Raw genomic sequence first — 24311 nt, 5'->3', positions numbered from 1 at the left:
CATGATTATACAAATTTTGAGGTTGTTTTACAAGTTTAACTGTGGTAAAATATAAATATAAAACTAAAGCGCTTGTATGACTTACCTCACATTCGGGCCTAACACTTTTTGAACGGGAACGAAAATCGCTTATCAGTATAAAATGCTTCCTCTGAGAAGACTTTAGAAAGTAAGGCTATCGTACCCACCTGATTATATCAGGACCAATTTAGGTAAGAATCTACGGCGTTTTGGTTTTTTTTAGACTGGTTATTATAATTTCCAGTCTTTTTATTATTTGATTTTAGAAGAATATGGAGAATAAAATGTTACATCAATTTTCAAGAAATGAATTAGTAATAGGAACTGAAGGTTTAGAAATATTAAAAAACAAAAGAGTAGGTATACTAGGAGTTGGAGGAGTAGGATCATTTGCTGCTGAATCATTAGCTCGTTCTGGAGTTGGTTCTTTAGTACTGATGGATAAAGATAATATTGATATTACTAATGTAAATAGACAAATCCATGCTACTACAGAAACAGTAGGACATAGTAAAGTCGAAGAGATGAAAAAAAGAATTTTAGCTATTAATCCAGAATGTGAAGTTATAGCTATTCAAGACTTCTACACAGAAGATACTTATCCAATATTTTATGAGAAACCACTGGATTTCGTGATAGATGCTTGTGATACAGTAACTTTTAAAATACATTTAATAAAATATTGTTTAGCTAACAATATACCAGTAATTAGTGTAATGGGTTCTGCGAATAAAATAGATCCAACTAAATTTCAAATTGCAGATATTAGTAAAACTACTGTTTGTCCTTTAGCAAAAGTAATAAGAACGAAACTGAAAAAAGAGAGAGTTCGTGGAAAAGTACCTGTAGTATTTTCTACAGAAAGTCCAACAATTGCTAACAAAGAATACATAGAAAAAATTGGAAAACAAGATTCTGAAATACGTAAAGCTAAGATACCACCTGCTTCTAACGCATTTTGCCCATCAGTAGCTGGACTTATAGCAGCCAATTATGTTTATACAACTTTATTAAAAAATATAAAAATATTAACTGTTGAAAAACCTATTTAAAGAATGAAAACAACGCTAATTATAGCGTTGTTTTATTTTTTATCAAGGTTGACATATCAGAGTTTATACTAATATTTCTGTAAAAATTACACATAATTTACAAACTGTATTTTATATTAGTATAAAAAAAAGGTTCGAAAATTTATAATTTAATTTGATTTTTTATAAAAAAAAAGGTATAATAGTTATAGATGAGAAAGGAGGATTACTTTGAAGAATAAAGGAACATTACTGGCACAAAACTTGAAAAAACTTCGAAAAATGAACAATTACTCTATGTCAACTGTAGCAGATAAACTAGAGTTATCATCTCATGGTGTTTATGCTAACTGGGAATACGGTAGAAACGAACCTAATGTAGCGACACTAGTATCTATTGCGAAACTATATAACGTTTCTATAGATGAACTTGTGGGGTATAAAACAGAAAAAGGGGAACCAGATGAGTTGGCAGATACTCACTTTGAAGTAATTGATATGATTAAGTCACTTGATAGTGAGGATTGTAAATTAGTAGAAGAAGTTTTGAGAAGATTTAGGGGATATTCTTTTTCTAGAAATATAAATCTATAACAGACTCAAATACTTAGGCTATAGAGTTATAATGTAGTAAGTTAAATTAATAGTTTTTAAATATAGGCTAAGTAGTAATACTTAGCCTATATTTTCCTTTTCTTTAGGAAATGGGGTGGTAACTATTGATGTAAAGCTTTTAATGAATCGTATAATTAACGAATCGATAGAAAAAAGAGCCAGTGATATCCATATATACCCACATATATCAGGGGATTCCTTTATACAACTCAGAGTGAATGGACACCTGAGTAAATATGAAAAATTTACCAATAGGGAGATTGAACAGATTATATCTTTGTTGAAATTTAATGCCAACATAGATATTTCAAGAAATAAAGAACCTCAAAGTGGTCGTTTCGTTTATAACTATAACGAAAAAGATTATTTTTTACGCGTTTCTACCTTGCCGTTAAGTGAACTTAATGAAGGATGTGTAGTGAGGATTTTTATTAATGAATTAGAAGATGTTGATTACAGTATCTTTGAGGAAGATAATAACTTTATAAATGATCTTTCTAAAAGAGCCTATGGTTTGATACTATTTTCAGGACCAACAGGAAGCGGAAAATCAACATCAATGTATAAACTAGCAAGTGAACTTGCTAATAGGGATAAACAGGTAATTACTGTAGAAGATCCTGTAGAGAAAAATATACCAACTTTAATACAAATGCAAGTGAATGAAAAAGCGGGAATAAATTATGATAATGCTTTAAAATCTATCTTACGATGTGATCCAGATGCAATGGTAATCGGTGAGATCAGAGATTTTAAAACAGCGAGTCAAGTTATTACCTCATCTTTTTCGGGTCATTTAGTATTAAGTACAATTCATGCAGAAAATTCTATAGGTGTAATTAATCGATTGAAAGATTTAAACCTGTCACTAGAAGATATTAAGCAGACCATAATTTGTATTATTTCTCAAAGATTGGTCAACTTAACAAATGGAAAAAGAGGATTAGTAACCGAAATATTGAAAAAAGAAGATATTCATGATTATATAGATAATAATAAGATTATCACAAACTCTTTAGAGCAAAAATTTCAATTAGCATGTGAGAAGGGATTGATCACTACTGATGAAAAAGAAAAATGGGGATATTAAAAAAGCTCTAGACAAAGAGAATAAAATATATTTTATAAAACGTCTATATGAATTAATTGATCATGGATACATGCTAGAGGATTCTTTAGAATTTTTACTTATTCAATATGAAGTTGCTGATGACGAAATTAAAAAGATAAAAGAAAAACTCTCTAACGGAAGTAAATTATCCGATATATTGGGATATCTTGGTTATTCACAACTAATTGTTAGTAAAATAAAATTTGCTGAAGATTATGGTCGAATAGAAGATATGTTACTCGAAGTTGAAACATATCTAAAAATAAAAAAAATACAACAAGAAAAGGTAATAAAAACTCTACGATATCCACTTTTTTTAACACTCACATTAATATGCCTAATTATGGTGTTTAATGCGCTAGTAATTCCACAATTTGAGAACATCTATACTTCATCTAATATTAAGATGGATCTCCAAACTATTATATTAATCAAATCACTATATTACATTCCAAAAATTATTTCAATTATTTTTTTACTTATACTAATATGTATAGGATATACCTTTTATACAATTAAATATAAACCAAACCTATTTTTAAAATCTCTTTTATACATTCCTAAAGTAAGGAACTATTCTAAATTATATTTTTCTTACAGATTTTCTATGGAATTAAGTTTATTTCTTATGAGTGGATTTTCTTTAAAAACAGCTTTAGAAGTAATGGTTGAAGAAGACTATGATTATTACTTGACGCTTTTTTCTAAAGATATTTTAAATGAGTTAGATCAAGGTATAGGCTTCGAGGATGCAATCGGAAAGATTAAATACTTTGATAAGTCTATGAGGAAATTTGTAAGCCATGGAAAAAATAATGGTTTGATTGATAAAGAATTAAAACTATTTAGTGAACTGATGCTAGATACTTTTCTAACATCGTTAGATAAAAACTTGAAAAAGTTACAACCTATTTTATTTGGTATTTTAGCCGTAGTTATTGTCGGATTGTACATGGTTATTCTTTTACCGATATTTAATATGGCTAGCTCTCTTAGATAAGGAGGAATATATGGAAAATATTATTAAAAAGTTAAAAAACAAAGAAGCGTTCACACTTATAGAGATGTTGATCGTGCTATTTATAATCGCAATACTTCTAATTCTTATAATACCCAATATTACTAAGAATATAGACACTGCAAAAGATAAAAGCTCTGAAGCTTATGAAAAAACAGTCCAATCCCAAGTAACAGCTTATGAAATTAATGAAAAAGATAAAGATGTTACTTTCGAAAAACTAGTGGAAAAACATTATTTAGATGGCCCAGCAGACAAAGCTAGTACAGCACCAAATGGTAAAAAAATAGTAATAGCCAATGGTAAAGCAACATTACAAAAATAACGGGGCATTTTCTTTGGTAGAAATGTTAGCTGTATTAATGATTGTAAGTATAATAGTAATAATATTATCTAGAATATCAATAAACACTTATGAAAAATATCAAGAAAGATTAGCGGTTAATGAGCTTGTTTCTGAAATATACAATGTACAAACAAGAAGCTTGAATGAAAGAAGAACATTCATCATCTTTTTTGTGAACGATGATAAATACGATACATTTTATGATGATCATGAGCATTGGAAAAAAATTAAAAGAGTAGGAAAACCAAAATTAGGAGGAGCCTCGGTTACATTTGAATACAGGAAGGGAAATCTAGTATCTAAGGCAAATACTGTAGATGTACAGTTTGATAATAGTAGATATAGAATTATTGTTCATTTAGATACTGGATACATAACACTGGATGAAGTATAACAAAGAAGCGTTTACCTTTGTTGAAATGATAGGAGCGTTGTTTATATGCTCATTATTATTCGTGTTTTTGGTTCCGAATATGGTTCGCCAATACTCAAATCTAAATAAGATAGAAAAAGAATTAGAAATGAAGGAAATATTATATGAGGAGATTTGTAGTCACTACAAAGATCACACGTTCACAGTGACAAGAGGTGACTATTACATAAGTGTAGATGAAAAATCAGCTAGAATAGAGGATGAACATACTGGTGAAAAAATTAGCTATAGTTAAGAATAAAAAAGCTTTTACCTTGCTAGAATTAACTGTATCACTGTTTCTATTAATAATTTTAACTTTACTACTTATGTTAATAATACAAACAACTATGATGACTTCAAAAAGATTTCTAGATTATTCTAATTACGAATATGCTCTTGCTCATAAGAAAATATTAGAAACGTATAACAATAGTGCTAAAGTTTATCAAGAAAGTAATTACATCTTAATGAAAAGTAAAGATGATGTAGAGGATGTAAGGATAAACTTTAGAGGTGGTAGAATATATATAGATAAGTTCAAAGATTCTAATAACTTTGCGGGATATATTCTTGTTTTAAAAAATATGAAGAGTTATTCTTTATCACAAGAAAATGACATAATACATGTTTCAATTGTTGATAAAAGTGATCACGAACGAGAGATGTTTTTAAAAGTTAAAGATGAAAAAACTGACAAAGAGAAAGAAAAAGAAAAGAAAGAGAAAGCAGAAAAAGCTAAAGAGGAAAAAGAAAATAAAAATAAAGATGAAGAACATGATCATAATGAACATAATAAGGAAGGTGAGTAAACTATGAACTTTAGAATAAATCATAAAAAAGCAAATGCCATAGTCGCCTCACTATTAGTAACCTTGTTAGTAATAACAGTCCTCTTTAGTATTATAGGAATATACATAAATAAAATGTATAGTTTGAAAAATTTGAACGATTATTATGATAAGAAAATAGTACAGCAACTTCAAGAAAACAGCAAATCTAAATAATATACATACATCCTAATCTCAAATAATGAGGTTAGGATGTTTTGTTATTACATGTTAATTAATTTCTAATAGAGAGAGGTATGATTTAATGTATATCAATTAGTGTTATAGAAAATTATAATATTTGTTGCTTTGTTTAACTAAATGGTTTAAAATATTATTATATTGTCAAAAATTTAAAATTAAATTTTAAGGAGATTTTAATGGGTAAAAAATTATTGTTAGGACTAGTAGGTGCAGGAGCATTAGCAGCTACTGTATTTCACAAAAAAGAAAATCTTAGTTCAGAAGAACGTGCAAAAGTAGAAGAAGCTAAAAAGTATTTAGAAGAAAAAGGATATGTTGTAACAGGAAAATCTAAGTTTCCTGTTGGAGGTTTAAACATACTTTCAGTATCTTCATTACCAATGTATTATAAAGCTGCAAAGACTGTAGCTAAATTTATTTTATAAGATTATGTTTATACCAGAAAAAAATTATTCATTTTATGATGATAATCCAAAAGGTAAATTAACAATAAAAAAATTTGTAAAAGAAATGTATTATCGTCTTATGTATGATGAAATATCATTACTATCTGCAAATTTAAGTTATTATTTTATTTTATCATTATTCCCCATGTTAATTGTTGCGTTAGCTTTAACTCCATATTTTAAAATTGACCAACAATTTCTATTAGAAAAGATTCAAAACTTTGCCCCTGGGGACCTAGGTAATTATCTTTTTGATATGATTTCTGAAGTATTAAATAATAAGAACAATACGATTATCACAGTGGGGATTGTATTTACTTTATGGTCGGCTTCTAGTGGTATTTATGGAATAATTATTGCTTTTAATAATGCCTTTAGAGTTAGAGATGGAAGAATATGGATAGTAACAAAATTGATTAGTGTAGTGATTACAGCGTTGTTTTTAGTAGGAATGTTCGTAGTTCTTGCACTTGTAGTATTTGGAAAACAACTTACATACTTATTGTTCCACAAATTTAATCTAGATGAAGGATTTTATAATTTATGGTCAGTTTTAAATTATAGTTTCCCGATACTATTTACATTTATAGTATTTGTATTTTTATATATAATGGGACCAAACTTAAAACTAAAAGCTATTAGTATTTTACCAGGATCTATATTTGCGACAGTTTCTTGGACTTTAATAAGTAGACTATTCGGATACTACATAGATCATTTTTCTAGTTATATTAAAACATATGGAACAATCGGAGCATTTATGGCGTTTATTATTTGGTTGTATATTACAGGATATATACTAATTATCGGAGCAGAATTAAATGCAATATTTCATAATTATAGAGTTGAACATAGAGTGTTTGAAGAAACTCATACTACAGAATAGAAAATAAATAGATAAAACATATATATACTAGACAAGTACAACCTTTGTTATGTACTTGTCTTTATTTTTGTAAAATTATATAAATACACTATGAATGTCAAATATTTGATGTAATTAGTATACAATAGAAGTGCATTATTATATTAAAAGTTAGCGTTTTATAGTATAATTATAGTTAATAAAATTTAATTTTGATTTAAGATTGTGAGGAACTAAACCATGAAAAAAGAAATATATTTAGCAGGTGGATGTTTCTGGGGAGTAGAAGGTTACTTTGCGCAACTTGATGGAGTTTTATCTACAAGAGTTGGATATAGTAATGGTCAGACTGCAGAAACTACTTATCAAAATATTAAATCTACAGATCACGCAGAAGTAATTTACTTAACATATGATAACTCAGTATTACCATTAAATGATGTACTTCGTCATTACTTTAGAATTATCGATCCAGTAAGCGTTAATAAGCAAGGTGGAGATAGAGGTCGCCAATACAGAACTGGTATTTACTACGTAGATGAAGAAACAAGAGACGAAGCTGTTAAGTTTATAGAAGAACAACAAAAAAATTATTCTAAGAAAATCGCTGTAGAAGTAGAAGCGGTAAATAACTATATCGATGCTGAAGAGTATCACCAAAAATACTTAGAAAAAAACCCTACAGGATACTGTCACGTAGACTTAAGTTTAGCGAAAAAAAGCTTATAATTTATTAAAATAAGTTTGAAATAATCACTAAAAAAAGGTAAAATATAATTAAGTATAAATAAGAAAATAAGGAGTTATAAAATGACAAATATTTTAATTTTTGGACATAAAAATCCAGATACTGATACAATTTGTTCAAGTATCGTATACAACAACTTAAAAAGAATTCAAGGAATGGATACAGAAGCTGTAAGACTTGGAGAAATCAATGATGAAACAAGATATGCACTTGAGCATTTCAACGTTTTTGAACCACGTTTAGTTGAAGAAGTAGCAGAAGGGCAACAAGTTATTTTAGTTGACCACAATGAATTCCAACAATCAGTTAATGGAATTGAAAAAGCGGTAATTCGTGAAGTAATCGACCACCACCGTATTGCTAACTTCGAAACTGCAGCTCCACTTTACTACCGTGCAGAGCCACTAGGATGTACAGCTACAATCCTAAAAAAAATCTATGAAGAACAAAGTGTTCACATCGATAAACAAATGGCAGGATTAATGTTATCAGCTATTATTTCTGATTCATTATTATTCAAATCACCAACATGCACATTACGTGATAAAGTAGCAGCAGAAGAATTAGCAGCTATCGCAGAAGTTAACTTAGAAGAATACGGATTAGCTATGTTAAAAGCAGGTGCTTCAACAACTGATAAAACTGCTGAAACTTTAATCTCACTAGATGCTAAAGAGTTCGTTTTAGGTGAAGATAAACTTGTAGTAGCTCAAATTAATACTGTAGATGCTAATGAAGTAGCAGAAAGAAAAGCAGAACTAGAAACAGCTATTAAAGCAGAATTAGATTCTAAAGGATTATCAGCATACGTGTTTGTAATCACAAATATCTTAACTTCAGATTCAGAAGTATTAGTATTAGGTGACAAACAAGATAAAGTAGCTGCTGCATTTGGAAAAACTCTTGAAAATGACTTTATGACACTAGAAGGTGTTGTATCTCGTAAAAAACAAGTAGTTCCTCAGATTACAGAAGAGTTTTCAAAATAATTACTAAAAAATAATGTTTAAGAAAGTGAGGACAATGTTTCTCACTTTCTACTTTATTTAAATAATAAACAAGAAGGAAAAATATGCAGATATTTAAAATATTATATTGGCCTATAATAAAAAAGGTCATATTAAATACATTTATTGTAATTGCCTTTTCTGGTTTGACTAAAGGAAGTTTACGAGTTGATCATCCAGTATATGGTTTTCTTGGAGCATTGCTTATTACGATTTTATTTGTGCTAATTCGACCATTATTGTTGATTAGTATAATGATAACAATATTTAGTTTTGGACTTTTTTCACTATTGGTAAGGACGTTATTAGTGTATTTAGTTTCTTATATATTATCACCACATTTTGAGATAATGTCTTTTTGGACAGCATTTGGTTTGGTGATAATTATTATGCTATTTAATTTTATATTAAATACAAACGATAGAAAGATAATAATTAGAACATTCAAAAATAAATAAAAGGAAATAATAATTATGCCAAAAATTACAACGAAAGATCTTGTAGAAATTTTAAATCTAGAAATTGTTAGTGGTGAAAAAGGATTAGATAGAGAGATAACAACAGAAGAGTTATCTCGTCCAGCCTTGCAACTTGCAGGATATTTCTCTCATTATTCACCACAGAGGGTACAAATTCTAGGAACTAGTGAATTATCATTTTTTAAACTAATTCCAGAAATTGAAAAAAAATCAAGAATGCGTATGCTTTGTACAAGAATAACTCCATGTATTATAATTTCACGTGGTCTGGAAGTTCCTGAAGAACTTAAAGAAGCGGCAGATAAATATGATACTCCAGTATTAAGAAGTAAACAAGATACGACAAAACTAATGGGGAATATCACTAATTATCTTCAAAAGGTTTTTGCCCCTACAACTTCAGTTCATGGTGTATTTATCGAAGTTTATGGTATTGGAGTATTAATAACAGGAGAAAGTGGAATAGGTAAGAGTGAAATAGCTCTTGAGCTTATAAAACGTGGACACAGATTAGTAGCGGATGATAGAGTTGATATAAAAGAAATTGAACAAGGTTTCTTAATAGGAAGCTGTGAATCAACTCTTATAAAACACTTATTAGAAATTCGTGGTTTAGGTATTATAAACGTAATGACATTATTCGGTACTGGTGCGGTACGAAGTGATAAAAGATTACAACTTAATATTCACCTAGAAACATGGAATGATCAAAAACAATACGATCGTATAGGATTAGGAGATGAACGTAGAGAAATTCTTAATTCACAAATAGAAAAGAAAACAATCCCAGTAAGACCTGGACGAAATGTAGCCATCATTATTGAATCAGCTGCCATGAACTACAGATTAAATCAAATGGGAATCAATACTGCTAAAGAGTTTACCTCAAAATTAGCAGAAGAAATAAAACAAAATAATAAGAATAATGGGGTGAACTAAAATGACATTAGGTTTCTTAGATCCAGTTGCATTTCATCTATTTTCAAAGCCCGTATATTGGTATGGAATAATAATTGCAACAACGGTATTTTTTGCGTACTTGCTTGCAGATAGAGAAGCGACTAAACGAGGATTAAAACAGGATACAATGTTAGACCTATTACTAATAGCTTTACCAATAGCATTTATCTTTGCTCGTGCTTACTATGTAATATTTAGATGGGAGTATTACGCTGGAGACTTTAGTAGTATGATAGCTATCTGGGATGGTGGAATAGCCATTTACGGTGGTTTAATAGGAGGATTCATAGTTCTTTACTTCTTTGCGAGAAGAAGAGGAGTTAAAATAATCAAACTATTAGATATAATAGCTCCAAGCTTATTAGTAGGACAAATGTTAGGACGTTGGGGGAACTTCTTCAACCATGAAGCATACGGTGAAATTGTTACTAAACAATATTTAGAAAACAGATTTATACCGAACTTCATTATTGAGAACATGTATATTGATGGTGCATATCGTCAACCAACATTCTTATATGAAAGTTTATGGTGTTTAATAGCACTAGTAATACTATTATTAATACGTAATAAATTAGCTCAAAGTGAAGTATTTGCTGCATATTTAATTTTATATGGAGTAGAGAGATTCATTGTAGAAGGAATGAGAACAGACTCACTTTATATCGGAAGTCTTAGAGTATCTCAAGTCCTTTCGCTAGTATTTGTGGTAGGAAGTTTGATATACTTAATAGTGCTTAATACAAAGTTCAAAGATAAGAAGATTTTGTATAGAGAATCATAAAAAAGAAGGTGGAAAATATGTCAGAAAAAATTTATGACTTAATTATCGTTGGAGCAGGTCCAGCAGGTATGACAGCTTCAATCTACGCATCACGTGCGAATATGTCAGTGTTGATGTTAGAAAGAAAATATCCAGGTGGTCAAATGCTTTCAACAGAAGAAATTGAAAACTACACAGGATATGAAATGGTAACAGGTCCTGAACTATCAGAAAAAATGTTCGAACACTCTAAAAAATTCGGAACAGAATTTGCTTTTGGTAATATTACAAAAGTTGGTGAAAAAGACGGACTTAAATATGTTGTTGCAGGAGAAAAAGAATATGTTGCTAAATCAATAATTATTGCGACAGGTTCAGAGCATAGAAATCTTGATGTTCCTGGTGAAGAACAGTTCTCAGGAAAAGGTGTAAGTTACTGCGCGGTATGTGACGGTGCATTCTTTAGAAACAAAGAAGTAGTAGTTATCGGTGGAGGGGATTCAGCGGTAGAAGAAGCTTTATATCTTTCTAATTTAGCGGCAAAAGTTACGATAGTTCACAGACGTGATGAATTACGTGCACAAAAAATTCTTCAAGATAGAGCATTTGCTAAAGAAAATATCGAATTTGTATGGGATAGTGTAGCATATGAAATCAAAGGTGAAAGAAAAGTTTCATCAATTGAAATCAGAAATGTAAAAACTGGAGAAGAAAGTTCAATTCCAGCTGATGGTGTGTTTATCTATGTTGGTATGTTACCACAAACACAAGACTTCAGAGATTTAGGAATTACTGATGAAGCTGGTTATATTCCAACTAACGAAAGATTAGAATCAGCAGTACCAGGAATCTTTGCAGCTGGTGATGTTCGAGTAAAAGAAATTCGCCAAGTAATCACAGCAGCTTCTGATGGTGCTATTGCAGCTCAAAGCGCGTATAGCTATGTAGAAGGTTTAGAATAATAGCTAAAGAAGAGAGGTTCAACTTAGAGCCCCTCTTCTTTTATTTAATTTCAGCACTATAATTTACAACTTACCTTAAGTAAAAGGAAGTGACTCAAAAATTGAGATTTCTGAGAAATCGATTTTTTAGAGTTACTCCCGTACAGTTTATTAGATATCTAAAAAGCTTTTATAAAGTGAATTTAGATATCAATAAACCACTGCGTCTATGAGTTATCCTATGAATTTTGTTAAATTTTAGTTTTTTTTTGTTATCCCCTTTATATTTTATCCTTTGTAATCGAAAATACTCTTACGTTTTCCGAAATCAAATTTCATGTTATTATTAGGATTTACCATTTTATCTCTAAAATCATTTACTGGGATTTCTTCGTTTTTACCAGAAGGATATGATCTCTTATAAACTTTTGAATTAGTTTCAGCATCGAAATCAAAAGCATCTATTTTTTCAAGAGCTAAACCATCATTGTTTAGTTTATAGAATGTATATCCATGGACTTTTGCACCACCTGAACCATATACTTGGAAAATTTTATCCTTAGTTATTGAAAGTGTTATTCGTTCTCCATTCACTCTTTCAGGTGTAATACGTACTACTTTATTATCTTTGTCTAGAGTATAGACATCCATTGGACTATACTCATTTGGTTTATCCTTACTATCTTCAGTGAATAGCAATAGTTCATCAATTCCGTCACCATTTATGTCGAAGAATCCGTAGTTTAGGAAGCTATTACCAACTTGTTTTTCACCAAAAACTTTATAATTAGTGATAGCTACTGTATTAACATCTTTAGCATCATTTTTACCGCTACTTATAGCATCTTTATAATTTTTTAGTACACTAGCATAAGCAGTTTCGTAGTTATCAGGTTTCTTACGTTGATTATTGTCTTTTTTCTCTTCTTTTTTATCATTGTTATCGTTAGAAGAACTTTCTCCGAATTTTTTCACTGATTGCCAATTTTCATTATCAAATTTCATCACTTCGGAAATAGGGAAAGCATCATTAAATTCTTTCTTAGAATTGTATTCTTTATTATTTGTAATGTCTTTGTATTTACTGTCATCAGTATCTAGACCAGTGAAAGTAATGACATTTGTTTTTTCTAATTTATCTCTATCTTTAGAGAATTTTAAGAAATTATATTCTCCTGTATCTTTATCAAATTTTCTAATTCTTATAGTTTTATCTTTAAATACTGCTGAACCAGAGTTGTTATTAGAACCATCAACACCAAGTTTATTAAGAATAGCACTGTCGATAGTCTCAGGATTAAATAATCTTATAACTTTATGTTTTTTATCAAATGTATAAATATCGAATGGATTATTAGGTTTATCATTTCTAGAGATAATAAGTTCTTTTCTACCATTACCATCGATATCGTAGAAAACATATTTAATATAATCATCATTTTTCTTCTCTTTAAGAGCAGCTTTTAATGCTTCAACATTAATAGAGCTATCTGCATTGTCAGGATTGTTAATAGCATCTTTATATTTTTGAATAATTGTTCCATATATTTCATTCTCGTTTACTACTTTTGGTTTAGAATGTTTAGAGTAAAAATAATATCCACCACCAGCAAGTAATAGTAAAGCTAGTACAGATGAGATGGTTACGACTAATTTCCTTTTTGATTTTTTCTTGGGTTGTTTAGGAGAATTGTTTAAATTCTTTGGATTCATAACTGGAGGAATAGGAGGGATATTCTCTCTATTTTGAATGTTTTGATTTTGATAAGAATTTTGTTGATAATTTCCTGAATAATCTTGTTGAGTAGAACTATAAGTTTGAGTATTTACTTGCGAATCAGTATTATTTGATCTTGTTTGATTTACATTATAATTTTCAACAGCTTTTTGTTCATTTGAAGCAGACGCTTGATTGTAACTACCATAAGAACTTGTAGTATTATTTTGTTGATAACCTTGATTATAGTTTACTTGTGTTTTATCTTGGTCTGAATAGTTAAGGTTCTGATTATTATTCACTTGATAATCTTGCTCATAGTTAGTTTGCGCATTAGTATTTTGTTGAGTATAATTAAAAGTATCTTGTTGATAGTTTTGATTGTAGTTATTTTGTGTATTACTTTGTTCAGAATAACCGAAGTTCTGAGAATTATCTTGTTGATAATTATTATAATACTGATTTGTATTTTGAGTGTTGTAGTTATAATCATTTGAATATTGTTCTTGTCCAAAATTACCTTGAGAATTATATTGACTATAATCTTGATTATAGTTGTTATAATTTTGGTTATTATAATAATTTTGGTTGTAGTTGTTATATTCTTGATTATAATTATTGTACTGTTGATTATAGTTTCCTAGATTAGGATCTTGTTCAAAGTATTGATTTGAATTTTGATTATAATATTGGTTATTATTTTGATAATATTCATTATAATTTTGTTCACTATTTTGATTATAATTTTCATAATTATCATTTTGATTATTGTTGTTAGTTGGCGAATTATTATTATTTTTATTCATAAACATTTCTCCTTGTTATCTTATAATTAATATTATAAAAAGTTTTTTAAAGAAAATCAAGAATTGGAGGGGAAATATAATCTAAAAATAACTATAAAAATTATAAATTTCACATTATATTAGAGAAAAAGAGAATAAAAAATAAGAAGTAACTAATGTTTCAAGTTACTTCTTATTTAATAGATATTATTTGTTATTTTTTCTTGCTAAGTAAGGCATGATTAATCCTAATGAAAGTAGAACGATTGGAGTTGCAATGTTCATAACTGTTTGGAATGTACTTTCTGGTGTATACATACCTGAAATACAAGCAAAAGCAGTTAAGAAGAAACACCAAGCCCCAAGTCCCATACCTACAAATTTATTCTTAACAAATTTGTATTCAGATTGGAATTTTTCAGCTGATTTTTTCAAGAAGATATATGCGGCAAATACCCATAGGTAACGTAATGGCATAGTAACAGCATTAAGTTTAACCAACCATCTGAATAAATCATTAACTTCTTTAATTCCGAACATAGGGATAATTAGTAAGATAGAAACGATAACTCCTACAAGTTTTAGACCATTTACATAAACATCATTTTCGTTCTTAACTAATAATTTCTTAGGAATATATTTCTCGTCTGCACTACTTAATAACATACGAAGTGGTGCATCGATTGAGATAATAACAACAGAAATTTGTCCGATTAAATCAACTATTGCATAGATAACTAAGAATAAGTTACCAACACCGTAATAATTACCTAAAGTTTGGAAAGCATAGTAAGTTCCGTTAGTAAGTAAGTCTTTAGGGATATTATTTGTATCAAACATTAACGCAAGGGCAAATGTACCTAAGATAGCTGTTGTACAAACCATAACAACTAAGGCGATCATTCCACGTGGGAAGTCTTTAGAAGGGTTTTTCATCTTATTAACATAAGGTGAAATCTTCTCACAACCACCAACTGCAAAGACTAATATGGCAATCGAAGTAAGGTATTTAATATCAAATGTTGGCATGAATGTATCTAATGACCAATCGATTTTAAATGTTTTTGCTCCAGTAATTGATGGTGCTGTGATAGCCATAACAACGAATAATAATGACATAATAAACATTGAAGATCCAGCTAACATAGCCATTTTCTTAATTAAGTTAACTCCACGAGCTGCTAAGAATAAAGCAATTAAGAAAATTACTAGTGAAGCAATTTGTAAATATGTGATATTCATTTTACTAATACGATTATCACGGAATACTGTCCAGCTAAATGCTGCGATAATACGAGATGGTTTTTGTGAAATGTAAGGCATGTGTACTACCCACATTGTCCATCCAGTATAGTAAGCAAGTAATTTACCATGTGTAGAACTTATCCAAGAACTAACACCTCCACCTGCATCTTTAAAAGTAGAACCTAGCTCACCAACGATTAATGAATACGGAATAAAGTATATAACAAAAATTAAAATCCAAGAAACTATAGATTTTAATCCGCCGAATTCAGAGTATCCGTTAACAACATTCCCGAACGCCCAAACCGTAGAGAATGCCATGAAGGCTAGAGTGTACCAAAATATCTTTTTTGCGTCCTTCTCCATTAAGAACCTCCTAATAATATAATTTTTCTAATTACTGCAAAATTCGCATTACTAAAATACTAGCATAGTATACATAATTATTCAAGTAAAAATAATATAAATTAGATTAAAATTTTTTTATATAGTAAATTATTAAATATATTATATGAGATCAATAAATATATTGATTTCGTAGTGAGATAAAAATGTTATAAAAAATAAATTATGTAAAATAAAAATGAAAATTTACATTATTAAAAGATATTTTCATAATATTGATATTTTAAAGTATAACTAAGGTTTAAAAGAGTAGTGTTTGCTTGAAAATATAGGCATTTTACCTTATAATTAATAATGTCAAGAGAAAGTTTTAAAAATATATGAGGAGTGATAAAAACTTGAAAAAAAAACAACGAACATTAACTAGGTTAATGTTAGTAATGACGAGTTTGGTAGTCATATCCCTATTGGTAACTTCTTTTTTTGTAAGAGAATATATAAAACAACGAGAAAATGAAATTATTCGTCAAAAGATATATTCAACTGCGAAAGTAGTAGCTAGTGATTATCGGGTAAAAGACGATATTATACATCATAGAAAAACATTAGCGATTCAAAAATTTGCAAATAGGGTAATGGAAGAAACAGGAACAGACTTCGTTGTTATCATGGACGAGACTTTTACAAGGTATAGTCATCCAAAGGAACAGTTTATAGGTGAAAAGTTTTCTAATATAGAAGATGTCAGTTTAACATTTACAGCTGGAGATCACTATAGTAAACAATCTGGTCATTTAGGGGAAGGATTAAGATTTTTTACAGCTATTAAAGATGAAGATGGTAAAAATGTCGGTGTTGTATGTGTTGGTTATACGAAGAAAACAGTAGAGAAACAAATCGCACATTCACAAGAAAAAATTCTATTTTCATTAATGATAGGTATAGTGTTTGCGATAATTATGGCCATAATGTATAGTAGACGATTGAAGCGCGTGTTACTAAACTATGAACCTGAAGAAATTGCATATAATTATATTGAAAAAAATCTAATATCAGATCATGTTTCTGAAGCTATAATAGGGATTGATATAAATAAAAAAATAATTGTGAAAAATAGTAGTGCTAATCAGTTATTAGATAAAGCAGGGTATTCAAAAGTTAAAAAAGGTGAAATTATTCCTGATGAACTTTATCAAATATTCTTTAAATCTATAATAGAAGACAAAGTTAGCAGTCGTGATGAGTTGATAGTATTAAACCATATAGAAGTATTAGTTAATAGAAATGCAATTTATCAAAATGATAAATTATATGGTGCTGTTATTACTCTACGTGACCAAAGTGAAATGAAAAAATTAATCACAGAGCTAAGTGGTACTGAGAAATATAATGATAGTCTTCGTGAACAGAGTCATCATTTCATGAATAAACTTCATGTACTCCATGGCTTAATAGAGATGAAATCTTACGATGAAGTTGAGAAATATATAGCATATTTAAAAGATGATTATCACGAAAAAATAGGTTATATTTCAGAAACTATTAAAGTTCCATCTATAGCAGGATTCCTACTGGCGAAAGTCAGAGAAGCAAAACAAAAAGGTATATCACTATTAATAGATTCAGATTCAATGCTTTTAAATAAAGAAGGATTAGATGAGTTATATAATGAATTACTAATTATACTAGGAGTGCTAATTGATAATTCGATGGAATCAATGTCAGGTGAAAATGATGGGAAAATTATAGTTTACCTATACTTAAATACCGAAGAAAATATATTACTTTGTAAAGTGTATGATAATGGTTGTGGTATTAGCAAGGATAAATTGGAGAATGTATTTGAAAGAGGATATTCGACTAAAGGAGAAAATAGAGGATATGGATTAAATGCCGTTGATACTATCGTTAAAAAATATAACGGACTAATAGACGTGGAAAGTGAAGTAGGAAAAACGACATTTACAATAGAATTATCAATCGAGGAGGAATAAAAAATTGAAAATACTAATAATTGAAGATGATCCAATGGTAGCAATGATACACAAAGAATATTTTAAAAGAAAAGAAATATCTAATGACCTAAACCATGTGTCAACATTAGAGGAAGCGAAAGAGTTTCTAGCAAATTCTGATACTGATTTAATAATTTTAGATAACTATTTAGCAGACGGACAAGGTATTGAATTTTTACCGGAATTAAAAGGTTATCCAATAATAATGATTACAGCGGCAAACGATGTTCAAACAGTTGAAGCAGCGTTAACAAATGGGGTAGTAGATTATCTAGTAAAACCATTCACATATGAAAGATTTTCTCAAGCAATAGATAAAGTTCAAGATTATATGAAACTATTATCTAAAGAGAAAATTAATCAAGACTTAATCGACGATTACTTAAATTCTGGAAGAGTAGAGGAAGAGGAAGACAGCTTGCCAAAAGGTCTATCTAGAATAACATTGAAAAAAGTATTAGAAAATATCAAAGAACAAGAAACAGGATTTACAACACAACAAGTAGCAGATGCTTTAGATATTTCAAGAATTACAATTAGAAAATATTTAAATCATCTTGTTAATATCAATGTTCTAAGTGAAGATGCTGAGTACTACACATCAGGAAGACCTGTATCAGTATTTACGGTAGTATCTGATAGTAAGATTGATAAATTGTTATAACTGTATCAATGTGATGCGGACATTATATTAGTAAAAATAGCCGCGGGAAAAGACAAAAAAATAAACATTATCTATGATAATGGAATATAAAAAATAACTAGAAATATTTAATTTAAGTTTTATAAAAAGCTTATTTTAGGTTTTTCTAGTTATTTTTATTTTAATTAAATAACTTTGAATAGTTTAAAAAAGTTGGAAAAATTATTATATAATGATACACTTAAAAAGTCTTAGAAGTGTATTAGTACACTAAAATAATTTTTCAAAGGAGTTTATACAGTTATGAATTATTTAGATGTTTTTACTAAAACATTGACGAATCAAAAAATTAATACCGCTATTATTTCAAGTATAGCTATTATATTATTAGGATACTTCTTACGTAAAAAGGGTGTATTTAATGATTCAATCGGGAAAGTACTTACTTCTGTAGTACTTACAGTTTCATTACCAGCCCTTGCATTTAACTCGTTCTTAGTTGATATAAATGAAAAGAGTTTAAAACAAGGTCTTAATGTATTAATTTGGGGTATTTTAGTATACATAGTTTTAATTATTATTAGTAAACCTTTATTCATGCAATTTAAAGGTGATCAACAAGATACAATGCGTGTTCTTTCTATCTTTGGATCAACAACATTCTTCGGAATTCCAATAGTAACAGCTATTTATGGTCCAACTGGAACACTTTACGCATCTATCTTTAACATTGGATATCGTATATTCTTATACTCATATGGATATATTAAAATGAGTGGATTAAAAATGACGATGAAAAATGTTAAGACAATGTTCTTAAATCCAATCGTTATCGCAACATTCCTAGGTTTATTCATCTGGTTATTCCAAGGAAGTTTACCGCAAGTTGCAGTATCAACTGTAAAAGATGGACAAACAGTTGTTAAAGAATATGCATTCTTACGACTTGACCAAACGTTACCACAATTCAAGCAAATTTTAACATACTTATCTAGCTTAGCATCTCCATTAGCATGGTTAGCAATCGGAGCTACACTAGGTTCAGTATCATTTAAAGATGCACTATCAAACAAACCAACTTGGTACTACACAGCTGTTAAACTTATCGTTATTCCAGCTATTAATATCGTAATCTTAGCGGTATTAGCTGTAACACACGTTTTACCAGTTGACATTACAGCTTTAGGAACAATCGTAGTTATGATGGCAACACCTCCAGCAACAGTAGCAGCTGCGTATGCTATTAGCTTTGATAAAGATGCAGTATTAGCATCTAATGCATCATTACTTGGAACATTAGGAGCAGTTATCCTTACTCCAGTATGGATCGTAATTGTACAAATTATCGGTTCACTTGGAATTTTCCATTAATATAAAAGATAGATTTTTATAATCGGTAATAATGAAAAGACGGGGTTGCCGATAAGCAGTCTCGTCTAGTTTTTAATAATAAAAAAAAAAGAAAGAAGGAAATGAAAATGACATTAAAAGTTGTATGTTATGGTGTTAGACCAAATGAAGTACCATTTTTTGAAAAACTAAACAAATATAATTTTGAATTAAAACTTGTAGAAGAATTATTAAATCACGATAATATTGATACAGCTGAAGGAATGGATGCCGTAATTTTACGTGGTAACTGTGTTGCTGATAGAACTAATATTGAAAAAATGAACGAGTACGGAATTAAATATGTATTTACTCGTACAGTAGGATTCAACCACATCGATCTTCAAGCAGCAGCTGATTACAATATGAGTGTTGCTCGTGTACCAGGATATTCTCCAAACGCAATTGCAGAATTATCTTTAACATTAGCGATGTCATTACTAAGACACGTTGCTCACACAGTTAACAAAACATCAAAATATGACTTCCGTGTAGATGGAACAATGTTCAGTAAAGAAATTCGTAACTGTAAAGTTGGTATCATCGGAACAGGGAAAATCGGTTTAACTGAAGCGAAACTATTTAAAGGATTGGGTGCTGATGTTTACGGATTTGACGTATTCCAAAGTGAAGAAGCAAAACACGTAGTTAAATTTGTTGAAATGGACGACTTATTAGAAAGATGTGATATCGTAAGCTTACACGTACCATACTTCCCAGGAAAAAATGATAAGATGGTAAATGCAGAATTTATCTCGAAAATGAAAAATGGAGCAATCTTAATCAATACAGCTCGAGGAGAATTACAAGATAACGCAGCTATTTTAGAAGCTATTAAATCTGGTAAACTTGATGGATTCGGAACAGACGTATTCGCAAATGAAGCAGCATTCTTCTTCAAAAACTTCGAAAACGGAGACGACATCTCAGATCAAGTAGTTAGAGAATTAGTTGACTTATATCCGAAAGTATTAGTTACACCACACGTTGGTTCTAATACAGATGAAGCTTTATCAAACATGATTGAAATCAGTTATGATAACTTAAATGATATGTTAACAAAAGGTTCAACAGCGAATGCTATTGAATTACCAAAAGCTAATTAAAAATATATAAAGAGAACTCCTAGGTAGAAATTCTACTTAGGAGTTCTTATTTTTTAATGACCTAATAGAAGAAAAGTGTCTTAATCTTTGATTCTATATTTATTTTCTTGATAACTTTTAGTTTTTTTATATTGCTCAATCATACTATTTATTCTTTCTAAATCTTTTTCTGTAATTTTTTCTTTAATTTCTTTATATGTTGCTTTCTTAACTGTTTTAAAATCACGTTGATCAACGGGTTTATCATAGTCTAGTGTTTGTATTTCTATACCATCATTAGTTTTGATAACCTGAACTGTACTGCCACCTGTTCCCATACTTGATGAAAATTTTCCATTATCTTCTGACATTATAAATGGTGATTCATAGTTAATAGTAATTTCATCAAAGTTAGTTGAATTCGCTAGAAGAGCTCGTCCTATTAAAGTAAGTTGTGAATTCGTGTATTCTACTTTTGATGTTTCTTTGTTATCTTCTGAAGAATTATTTTTATTTTCATTGTAAGTATATACTGATCTATAATCAGATTTTGAGAAGTCTAGTTTATCATTTGATTTTTTATTATTTTTTAAGAAGTCTTCTAGACTACTGAATTGATTATTTGATATTGTATCAAGATATTTTCCATCTTTTTTTTCTTTCTCAGATATTGTAATATCATGTATTTTATCGTATTTATCTTTTTTATCATTTAATTTATAGACGACATATCTATCAAAGTCTTTTTCTTTTGTGTGAATCCATATAGTTCTATCTTTATAGAAATTAGCACGAGGAATATCATTTCTAGACTCAGCTTGATATAGTACTATAATTTTGTTTGAATTATATGAATAAACAGCAAATGGACTGTTAGGTTTATCTTTTTCAGCAATAACTAATTCATTTTTACCATCTTCATCTACATCATAATAACTATAAGTTATATAATTTTTCTCTTTACCATATTCATCATAATTTTTAATAGCGAACTTATTAACTTCAGAATTTTCTCCTAATTCATTATTATCCATAGATTTTTTGTATTTCTCTAGTATAGGAGCGTAAATTTCATCATCATTTTTACTAGTAGAAAAAATACTAGAGATAGATTTATTAGTAGTTTTTGAATAGTAGTATAAACCACCACTACCAATTAATACAAGTCCAAGTATAGTTGATATGATTGGAACAAACTTTGAACGTTTTTTATGGTTAGGGTTAAAGTTATTATTAAGATTTTGAGGAACATTCATAAAATTAGGATTTTGTTGATCACTGTAGTTTTGGTATTGTTGATTAAATCCCTGTTGTCCGTTATTATAGTTATGGTATTGCTGATTATAACCTTGCTGCTCATTATTTACACTATTATAATTAGTGTATTGTTGATTATTATTGTAGTTTTGATATTGTTGATTGAATTCTTGCTGGTTATTGTAGTTTGAATAGCTTTGGTTATAACCTTGCTGTTCGCTATTTACATTATTATGATTAGGATTTCGTTGATTATTGTAGTTATCATTATTTTTACTCATTTTGTTTCTCCCGGATAAATATATTCAATTATATTATAAGATAAGATTAAGTATTTTCAAAGTATTATTTGAAAGTTATAAAAAAAGAGGAAGTGCCTCAAAAATTATGATTTCAGAGAAATCAATTTTATCGAGACGCTCCCTCATAATATTTTTATTTAATAATGTAACATACTTATGTTAGTATCCATTATTCCTCAATCTTATTATTTTCATAACTCTTAGTTTTCTTATACTCCTCAATAATTTTATTTATTCTATCCATATCTTCTTTTTTGAATGTATCTTGAATCTCTTTATAAGTTACAGTTTTAGCAACATCGTACATTCGATTTGGAGAAGAGTAGTCAACCACTATAATCTGAATGTCGTTTTCTCGAATATTAACATTAACAACACTTGCTCTTGTGCTAAAGTCAGAAACAACACCATTTTTAGAAGTACGAATAGAGAAATAAGTATTATAATCTAATGTTCCTACTTGAGGATCAGTTGAACCAGCCATAATAGCACGAGCGATTAAAGCAAGTTGCATTTTAGTATATTTAGGTTTATCCTCAACTTTTTTCTCTTTCTCTTTTTCGTTATTATTGCTACTACTAGATTCATTAATAGAGCTATAAACAGATTGATGATCTAACTTAGAAAATTCAATTTTTTCACCTGAAAGAGGATATTTTTTAAAGAACTCATCTTTAGAATCAAATTCTTCTTTGGTAATAGAATCCTTATATTTTCCACTTAAATCTTTTGGTTTGCCGAAGTCTATGTCATGAACCATTTCATATCTTAGACCATTATCTTTAAACTGATAAATCGTGTATCTATCGTTAGAACCTTCATTGTCTTGAACTACTATTAATTTATTTTTGTAGAAAGTTGTAGGTTGAATAGATTTAGTTTCAGCTTTGTAAATAACATTAATTTTACTCTGTTCATCATAAGAATAAATTGCTGCTGGACTAGCATAATTATCTTTTTCGAAAACAAGAAGCTCATTTTTTCCATCATTATCAATATCATCGTAACTATACTCTACATAATCCTTATTTTTAGAAGTCGCATTATATCGTTCAATTACACGATTATTAATTTCATAATCAAACTGTTGTTCTCCGCTATCCATAGCTTCTTTATATTTCTTTAGAATAGGTGAGTAAATGTCTTTCTCTTTTTCCTTTTTACCAAACGAGAAAATACTAGTTAAATTTTGATTTGTGGTTTTTGAATAATAATATAAACCACCACTAATTAGAATAACCCCAAGAATACTAGAAATTATTGGAACAAATTTTGAACGTTTCTTCTTCTCCTGATTAAATCTTGGTTGACTATATTGAATATTAGGGTTTTGATAGTAACCTTGATTGTTATAATTATTATTTTGTATATGTCCATTATTATATTGATTTTGGTATTGGTTATTGTATGGTTGACGAGACCTATTATTGTTATTAAAATTCTGATATTGACCGTTATAGGCCTGTTGACCATTAGGTGTGCTGTTATTACTTTGATATTGTTGGTTATTTATATTTTTAGGATATTGTTGGCCATAATTAGCTTGGCTTTCTAAATTATTATTTAGATGTTGCTTATTATCAAAGTTATTATTGTTGTTATTGTTATCTTGTTTAACTTTATTACTCATAGAAACTCTCCTATAAACTTCATTTAATTACTATTATAAAATAAGATTAACTATTTTCAAAATATTATAAGAAAATATATGAAAAAAATCCTCACCCGAAT

Annotated in this window: 24 protein-coding genes and 1 other RNA gene; 21 read left to right on the top strand and 4 right to left on the bottom strand. The window is 29.0% G+C overall.

From position 1 onward, the window contains the following. Positions 1–57 precede the first annotated feature (57 nt). The 17 genes from ssrS (at position 58) to trxB (ending at position 11818) form a co-directional block, all read left to right on the top strand. A non-coding RNA gene (gene ssrS / locus PNO30_RS02185) (6S RNA) lies at positions 58–241 on the top strand. Between the two features lie 64 nt (positions 242–305). After that, positions 306–1073 (top strand): tRNA threonylcarbamoyladenosine dehydratase, encoded by a 768-nt coding sequence (locus tag PNO30_RS02180; protein ID WP_271987003.1) that lies wholly within the window; start codon positions 306–308, stop codon positions 1071–1073. 210 nt (positions 1074–1283) lie between these two features. After that, positions 1284–1646 carry a helix-turn-helix domain-containing protein gene (locus tag PNO30_RS02175; RefSeq protein ID WP_048802987.1) on the top strand — a complete coding sequence of 121 codons (363 nt, stop codon included), beginning with the start codon at positions 1284–1286 and terminating at the stop codon, positions 1644–1646. A gap of 142 nt (positions 1647–1788) precedes the next feature. Next, positions 1789–2757, top strand: coding sequence for a competence type IV pilus ATPase ComGA (comGA, locus tag PNO30_RS02170; RefSeq protein WP_271987036.1), 969 nt, complete (start codon positions 1789–1791; stop codon positions 2755–2757). After that, positions 2732–3778 carry a competence type IV pilus assembly protein ComGB gene (gene comGB / locus PNO30_RS02165; RefSeq protein WP_271964700.1) on the top strand — a complete coding sequence of 349 codons (1047 nt, stop codon included), beginning with the start codon at positions 2732–2734 and terminating at the stop codon, positions 3776–3778. The genes comGA and comGB overlap by 26 nt, the downstream gene beginning before the upstream one ends. 10 nt (positions 3779–3788) lie before the next feature. Then, complete coding sequence (comGC, locus tag PNO30_RS02160; protein WP_271987002.1) at positions 3789–4121, top strand: competence type IV pilus major pilin ComGC; 333 nt, start codon at positions 3789–3791, stop codon at positions 4119–4121. After that, the gene (locus PNO30_RS02155; RefSeq protein WP_271987001.1) at positions 4096–4536 is read left to right on the top strand and encodes a prepilin-type N-terminal cleavage/methylation domain-containing protein; all 441 of its coding nucleotides are present in this window, start codon (positions 4096–4098) and stop codon (positions 4534–4536) included. The genes comGC and PNO30_RS02155 overlap by 26 nt, the downstream gene beginning before the upstream one ends. Beyond that, the gene (locus tag PNO30_RS02150; RefSeq protein ID WP_271987000.1) at positions 4526–4810 is read left to right on the top strand and encodes a type II secretion system protein; all 285 of its coding nucleotides are present in this window, start codon (positions 4526–4528) and stop codon (positions 4808–4810) included. The genes PNO30_RS02155 and PNO30_RS02150 overlap by 11 nt, the downstream gene beginning before the upstream one ends. Continuing rightward, positions 4788–5366, top strand: coding sequence for a type IV pilus minor pilin ComGF family protein (locus tag PNO30_RS02145; RefSeq protein ID WP_271986999.1), 579 nt, complete (start codon positions 4788–4790; stop codon positions 5364–5366). Before PNO30_RS02150 ends, PNO30_RS02145 begins: the two co-directional genes overlap by 23 nt. 398 nt (positions 5367–5764) lie before the next feature. Further along, on the top strand, positions 5765–6013 hold the full coding sequence (locus PNO30_RS02140; RefSeq protein ID WP_271966421.1) for a hypothetical protein: 249 nt from the start codon (positions 5765–5767) through the stop codon (positions 6011–6013). 4 nt (positions 6014–6017) lie between these two features. Beyond that, complete coding sequence (locus PNO30_RS02135; RefSeq protein WP_271986998.1) at positions 6018–6920, top strand: YihY/virulence factor BrkB family protein; 903 nt, start codon at positions 6018–6020, stop codon at positions 6918–6920. Positions 6921–7139: 219 nt separating this feature from the next. After that, positions 7140–7628, top strand: coding sequence for a peptide-methionine (S)-S-oxide reductase MsrA (gene msrA / locus PNO30_RS02130; protein WP_271986997.1), 489 nt, complete (start codon positions 7140–7142; stop codon positions 7626–7628). An 81-nt stretch (positions 7629–7709) separates the two neighbouring features. Next, positions 7710–8636: a manganese-dependent inorganic pyrophosphatase gene (locus tag PNO30_RS02125; protein ID WP_271986996.1), complete on the top strand. Its 927-nt coding sequence runs from the start codon at positions 7710–7712 to the stop codon at positions 8634–8636. A gap of 83 nt (positions 8637–8719) precedes the next feature. After that, complete coding sequence (locus tag PNO30_RS02120; protein ID WP_271986995.1) at positions 8720–9112, top strand: phage holin family protein; 393 nt, start codon at positions 8720–8722, stop codon at positions 9110–9112. Between the two features lie 15 nt (positions 9113–9127). Then, positions 9128–10072, top strand: a complete 945-nt coding sequence (gene hprK, locus PNO30_RS02115) for an HPr(Ser) kinase/phosphatase (RefSeq protein ID WP_271986994.1) — start codon at positions 9128–9130, stop codon at positions 10070–10072. Position 10073: 1 nt separating this feature from the next. After that, a complete protein-coding gene (gene lgt / locus PNO30_RS02110) occupies positions 10074–10877 on the top strand; it encodes a prolipoprotein diacylglyceryl transferase (protein WP_271986993.1) in 804 nt (267 codons plus the stop codon). 17 nt (positions 10878–10894) lie between these two features. Further along, positions 10895–11818, top strand: coding sequence for a thioredoxin-disulfide reductase (gene trxB, locus PNO30_RS02105; protein ID WP_271986992.1), 924 nt, complete (start codon positions 10895–10897; stop codon positions 11816–11818). 267 nt (positions 11819–12085) lie between these two features. On the opposite strand, the gene PNO30_RS02100 is transcribed toward trxB, so the two are convergent. After that, complete coding sequence (locus PNO30_RS02100) at positions 12086–14320, bottom strand: hypothetical protein (protein ID WP_271986991.1); 2235 nt, start codon at positions 14318–14320, stop codon at positions 12086–12088. Positions 14321–14506: 186 nt separating this feature from the next. After that, complete coding sequence (locus PNO30_RS02095; RefSeq protein WP_271986990.1) at positions 14507–15910, bottom strand: APC family permease; 1404 nt, start codon at positions 15908–15910, stop codon at positions 14507–14509. Between the two features lie 377 nt (positions 15911–16287). On the opposite strand from PNO30_RS02095, the gene PNO30_RS02090 reads away from it, so the two are divergent. From PNO30_RS02090 to PNO30_RS02075, 4 genes are all read left to right on the top strand, one after another. Next, positions 16288–17883, top strand: coding sequence for an ATP-binding protein (locus tag PNO30_RS02090; protein ID WP_271986989.1), 1596 nt, complete (start codon positions 16288–16290; stop codon positions 17881–17883). Between the two features lie 4 nt (positions 17884–17887). Next, entirely contained in the window at positions 17888–18568 is a 681-nt protein-coding gene (locus PNO30_RS02085; protein WP_271986988.1) for a response regulator, read from the top strand. A gap of 282 nt (positions 18569–18850) precedes the next feature. Beyond that, a complete protein-coding gene (locus tag PNO30_RS02080) occupies positions 18851–19918 on the top strand; it encodes an AEC family transporter (protein WP_271986987.1) in 1068 nt (355 codons plus the stop codon). A 107-nt stretch (positions 19919–20025) separates the two neighbouring features. Further along, positions 20026–21042, top strand: coding sequence for a 2-hydroxyacid dehydrogenase (locus PNO30_RS02075; protein WP_271986986.1), 1017 nt, complete (start codon positions 20026–20028; stop codon positions 21040–21042). Between the two features lie 80 nt (positions 21043–21122). Here the strand turns inward: PNO30_RS02075 and PNO30_RS02070 are convergent, their stop codons facing one another. Both PNO30_RS02070 and PNO30_RS02065 read right to left on the bottom strand, forming a co-directional pair. Then, the gene (locus PNO30_RS02070; protein ID WP_271986985.1) at positions 21123–22559 is read right to left on the bottom strand and encodes a hypothetical protein; all 1437 of its coding nucleotides are present in this window, start codon (positions 22557–22559) and stop codon (positions 21123–21125) included. 190 nt (positions 22560–22749) lie between these two features. Then, entirely contained in the window at positions 22750–24210 is a 1461-nt protein-coding gene (locus PNO30_RS02065; RefSeq protein ID WP_271986983.1) for a hypothetical protein, read from the bottom strand. Positions 24211–24311: the final 101 nt, after the last annotated feature.

Origin of the sequence: Gemella haemolysans, from assembly GCF_028308085.1 — a bacterium.
Classification (GTDB): Bacteria; Bacillota; Bacilli; order Staphylococcales; family Gemellaceae; genus Gemella; species Gemella haemolysans_D.
Note: the sequence above shows the minus strand (reverse complement) of the source record. Positions and strands in the feature narration are given on the sequence as shown.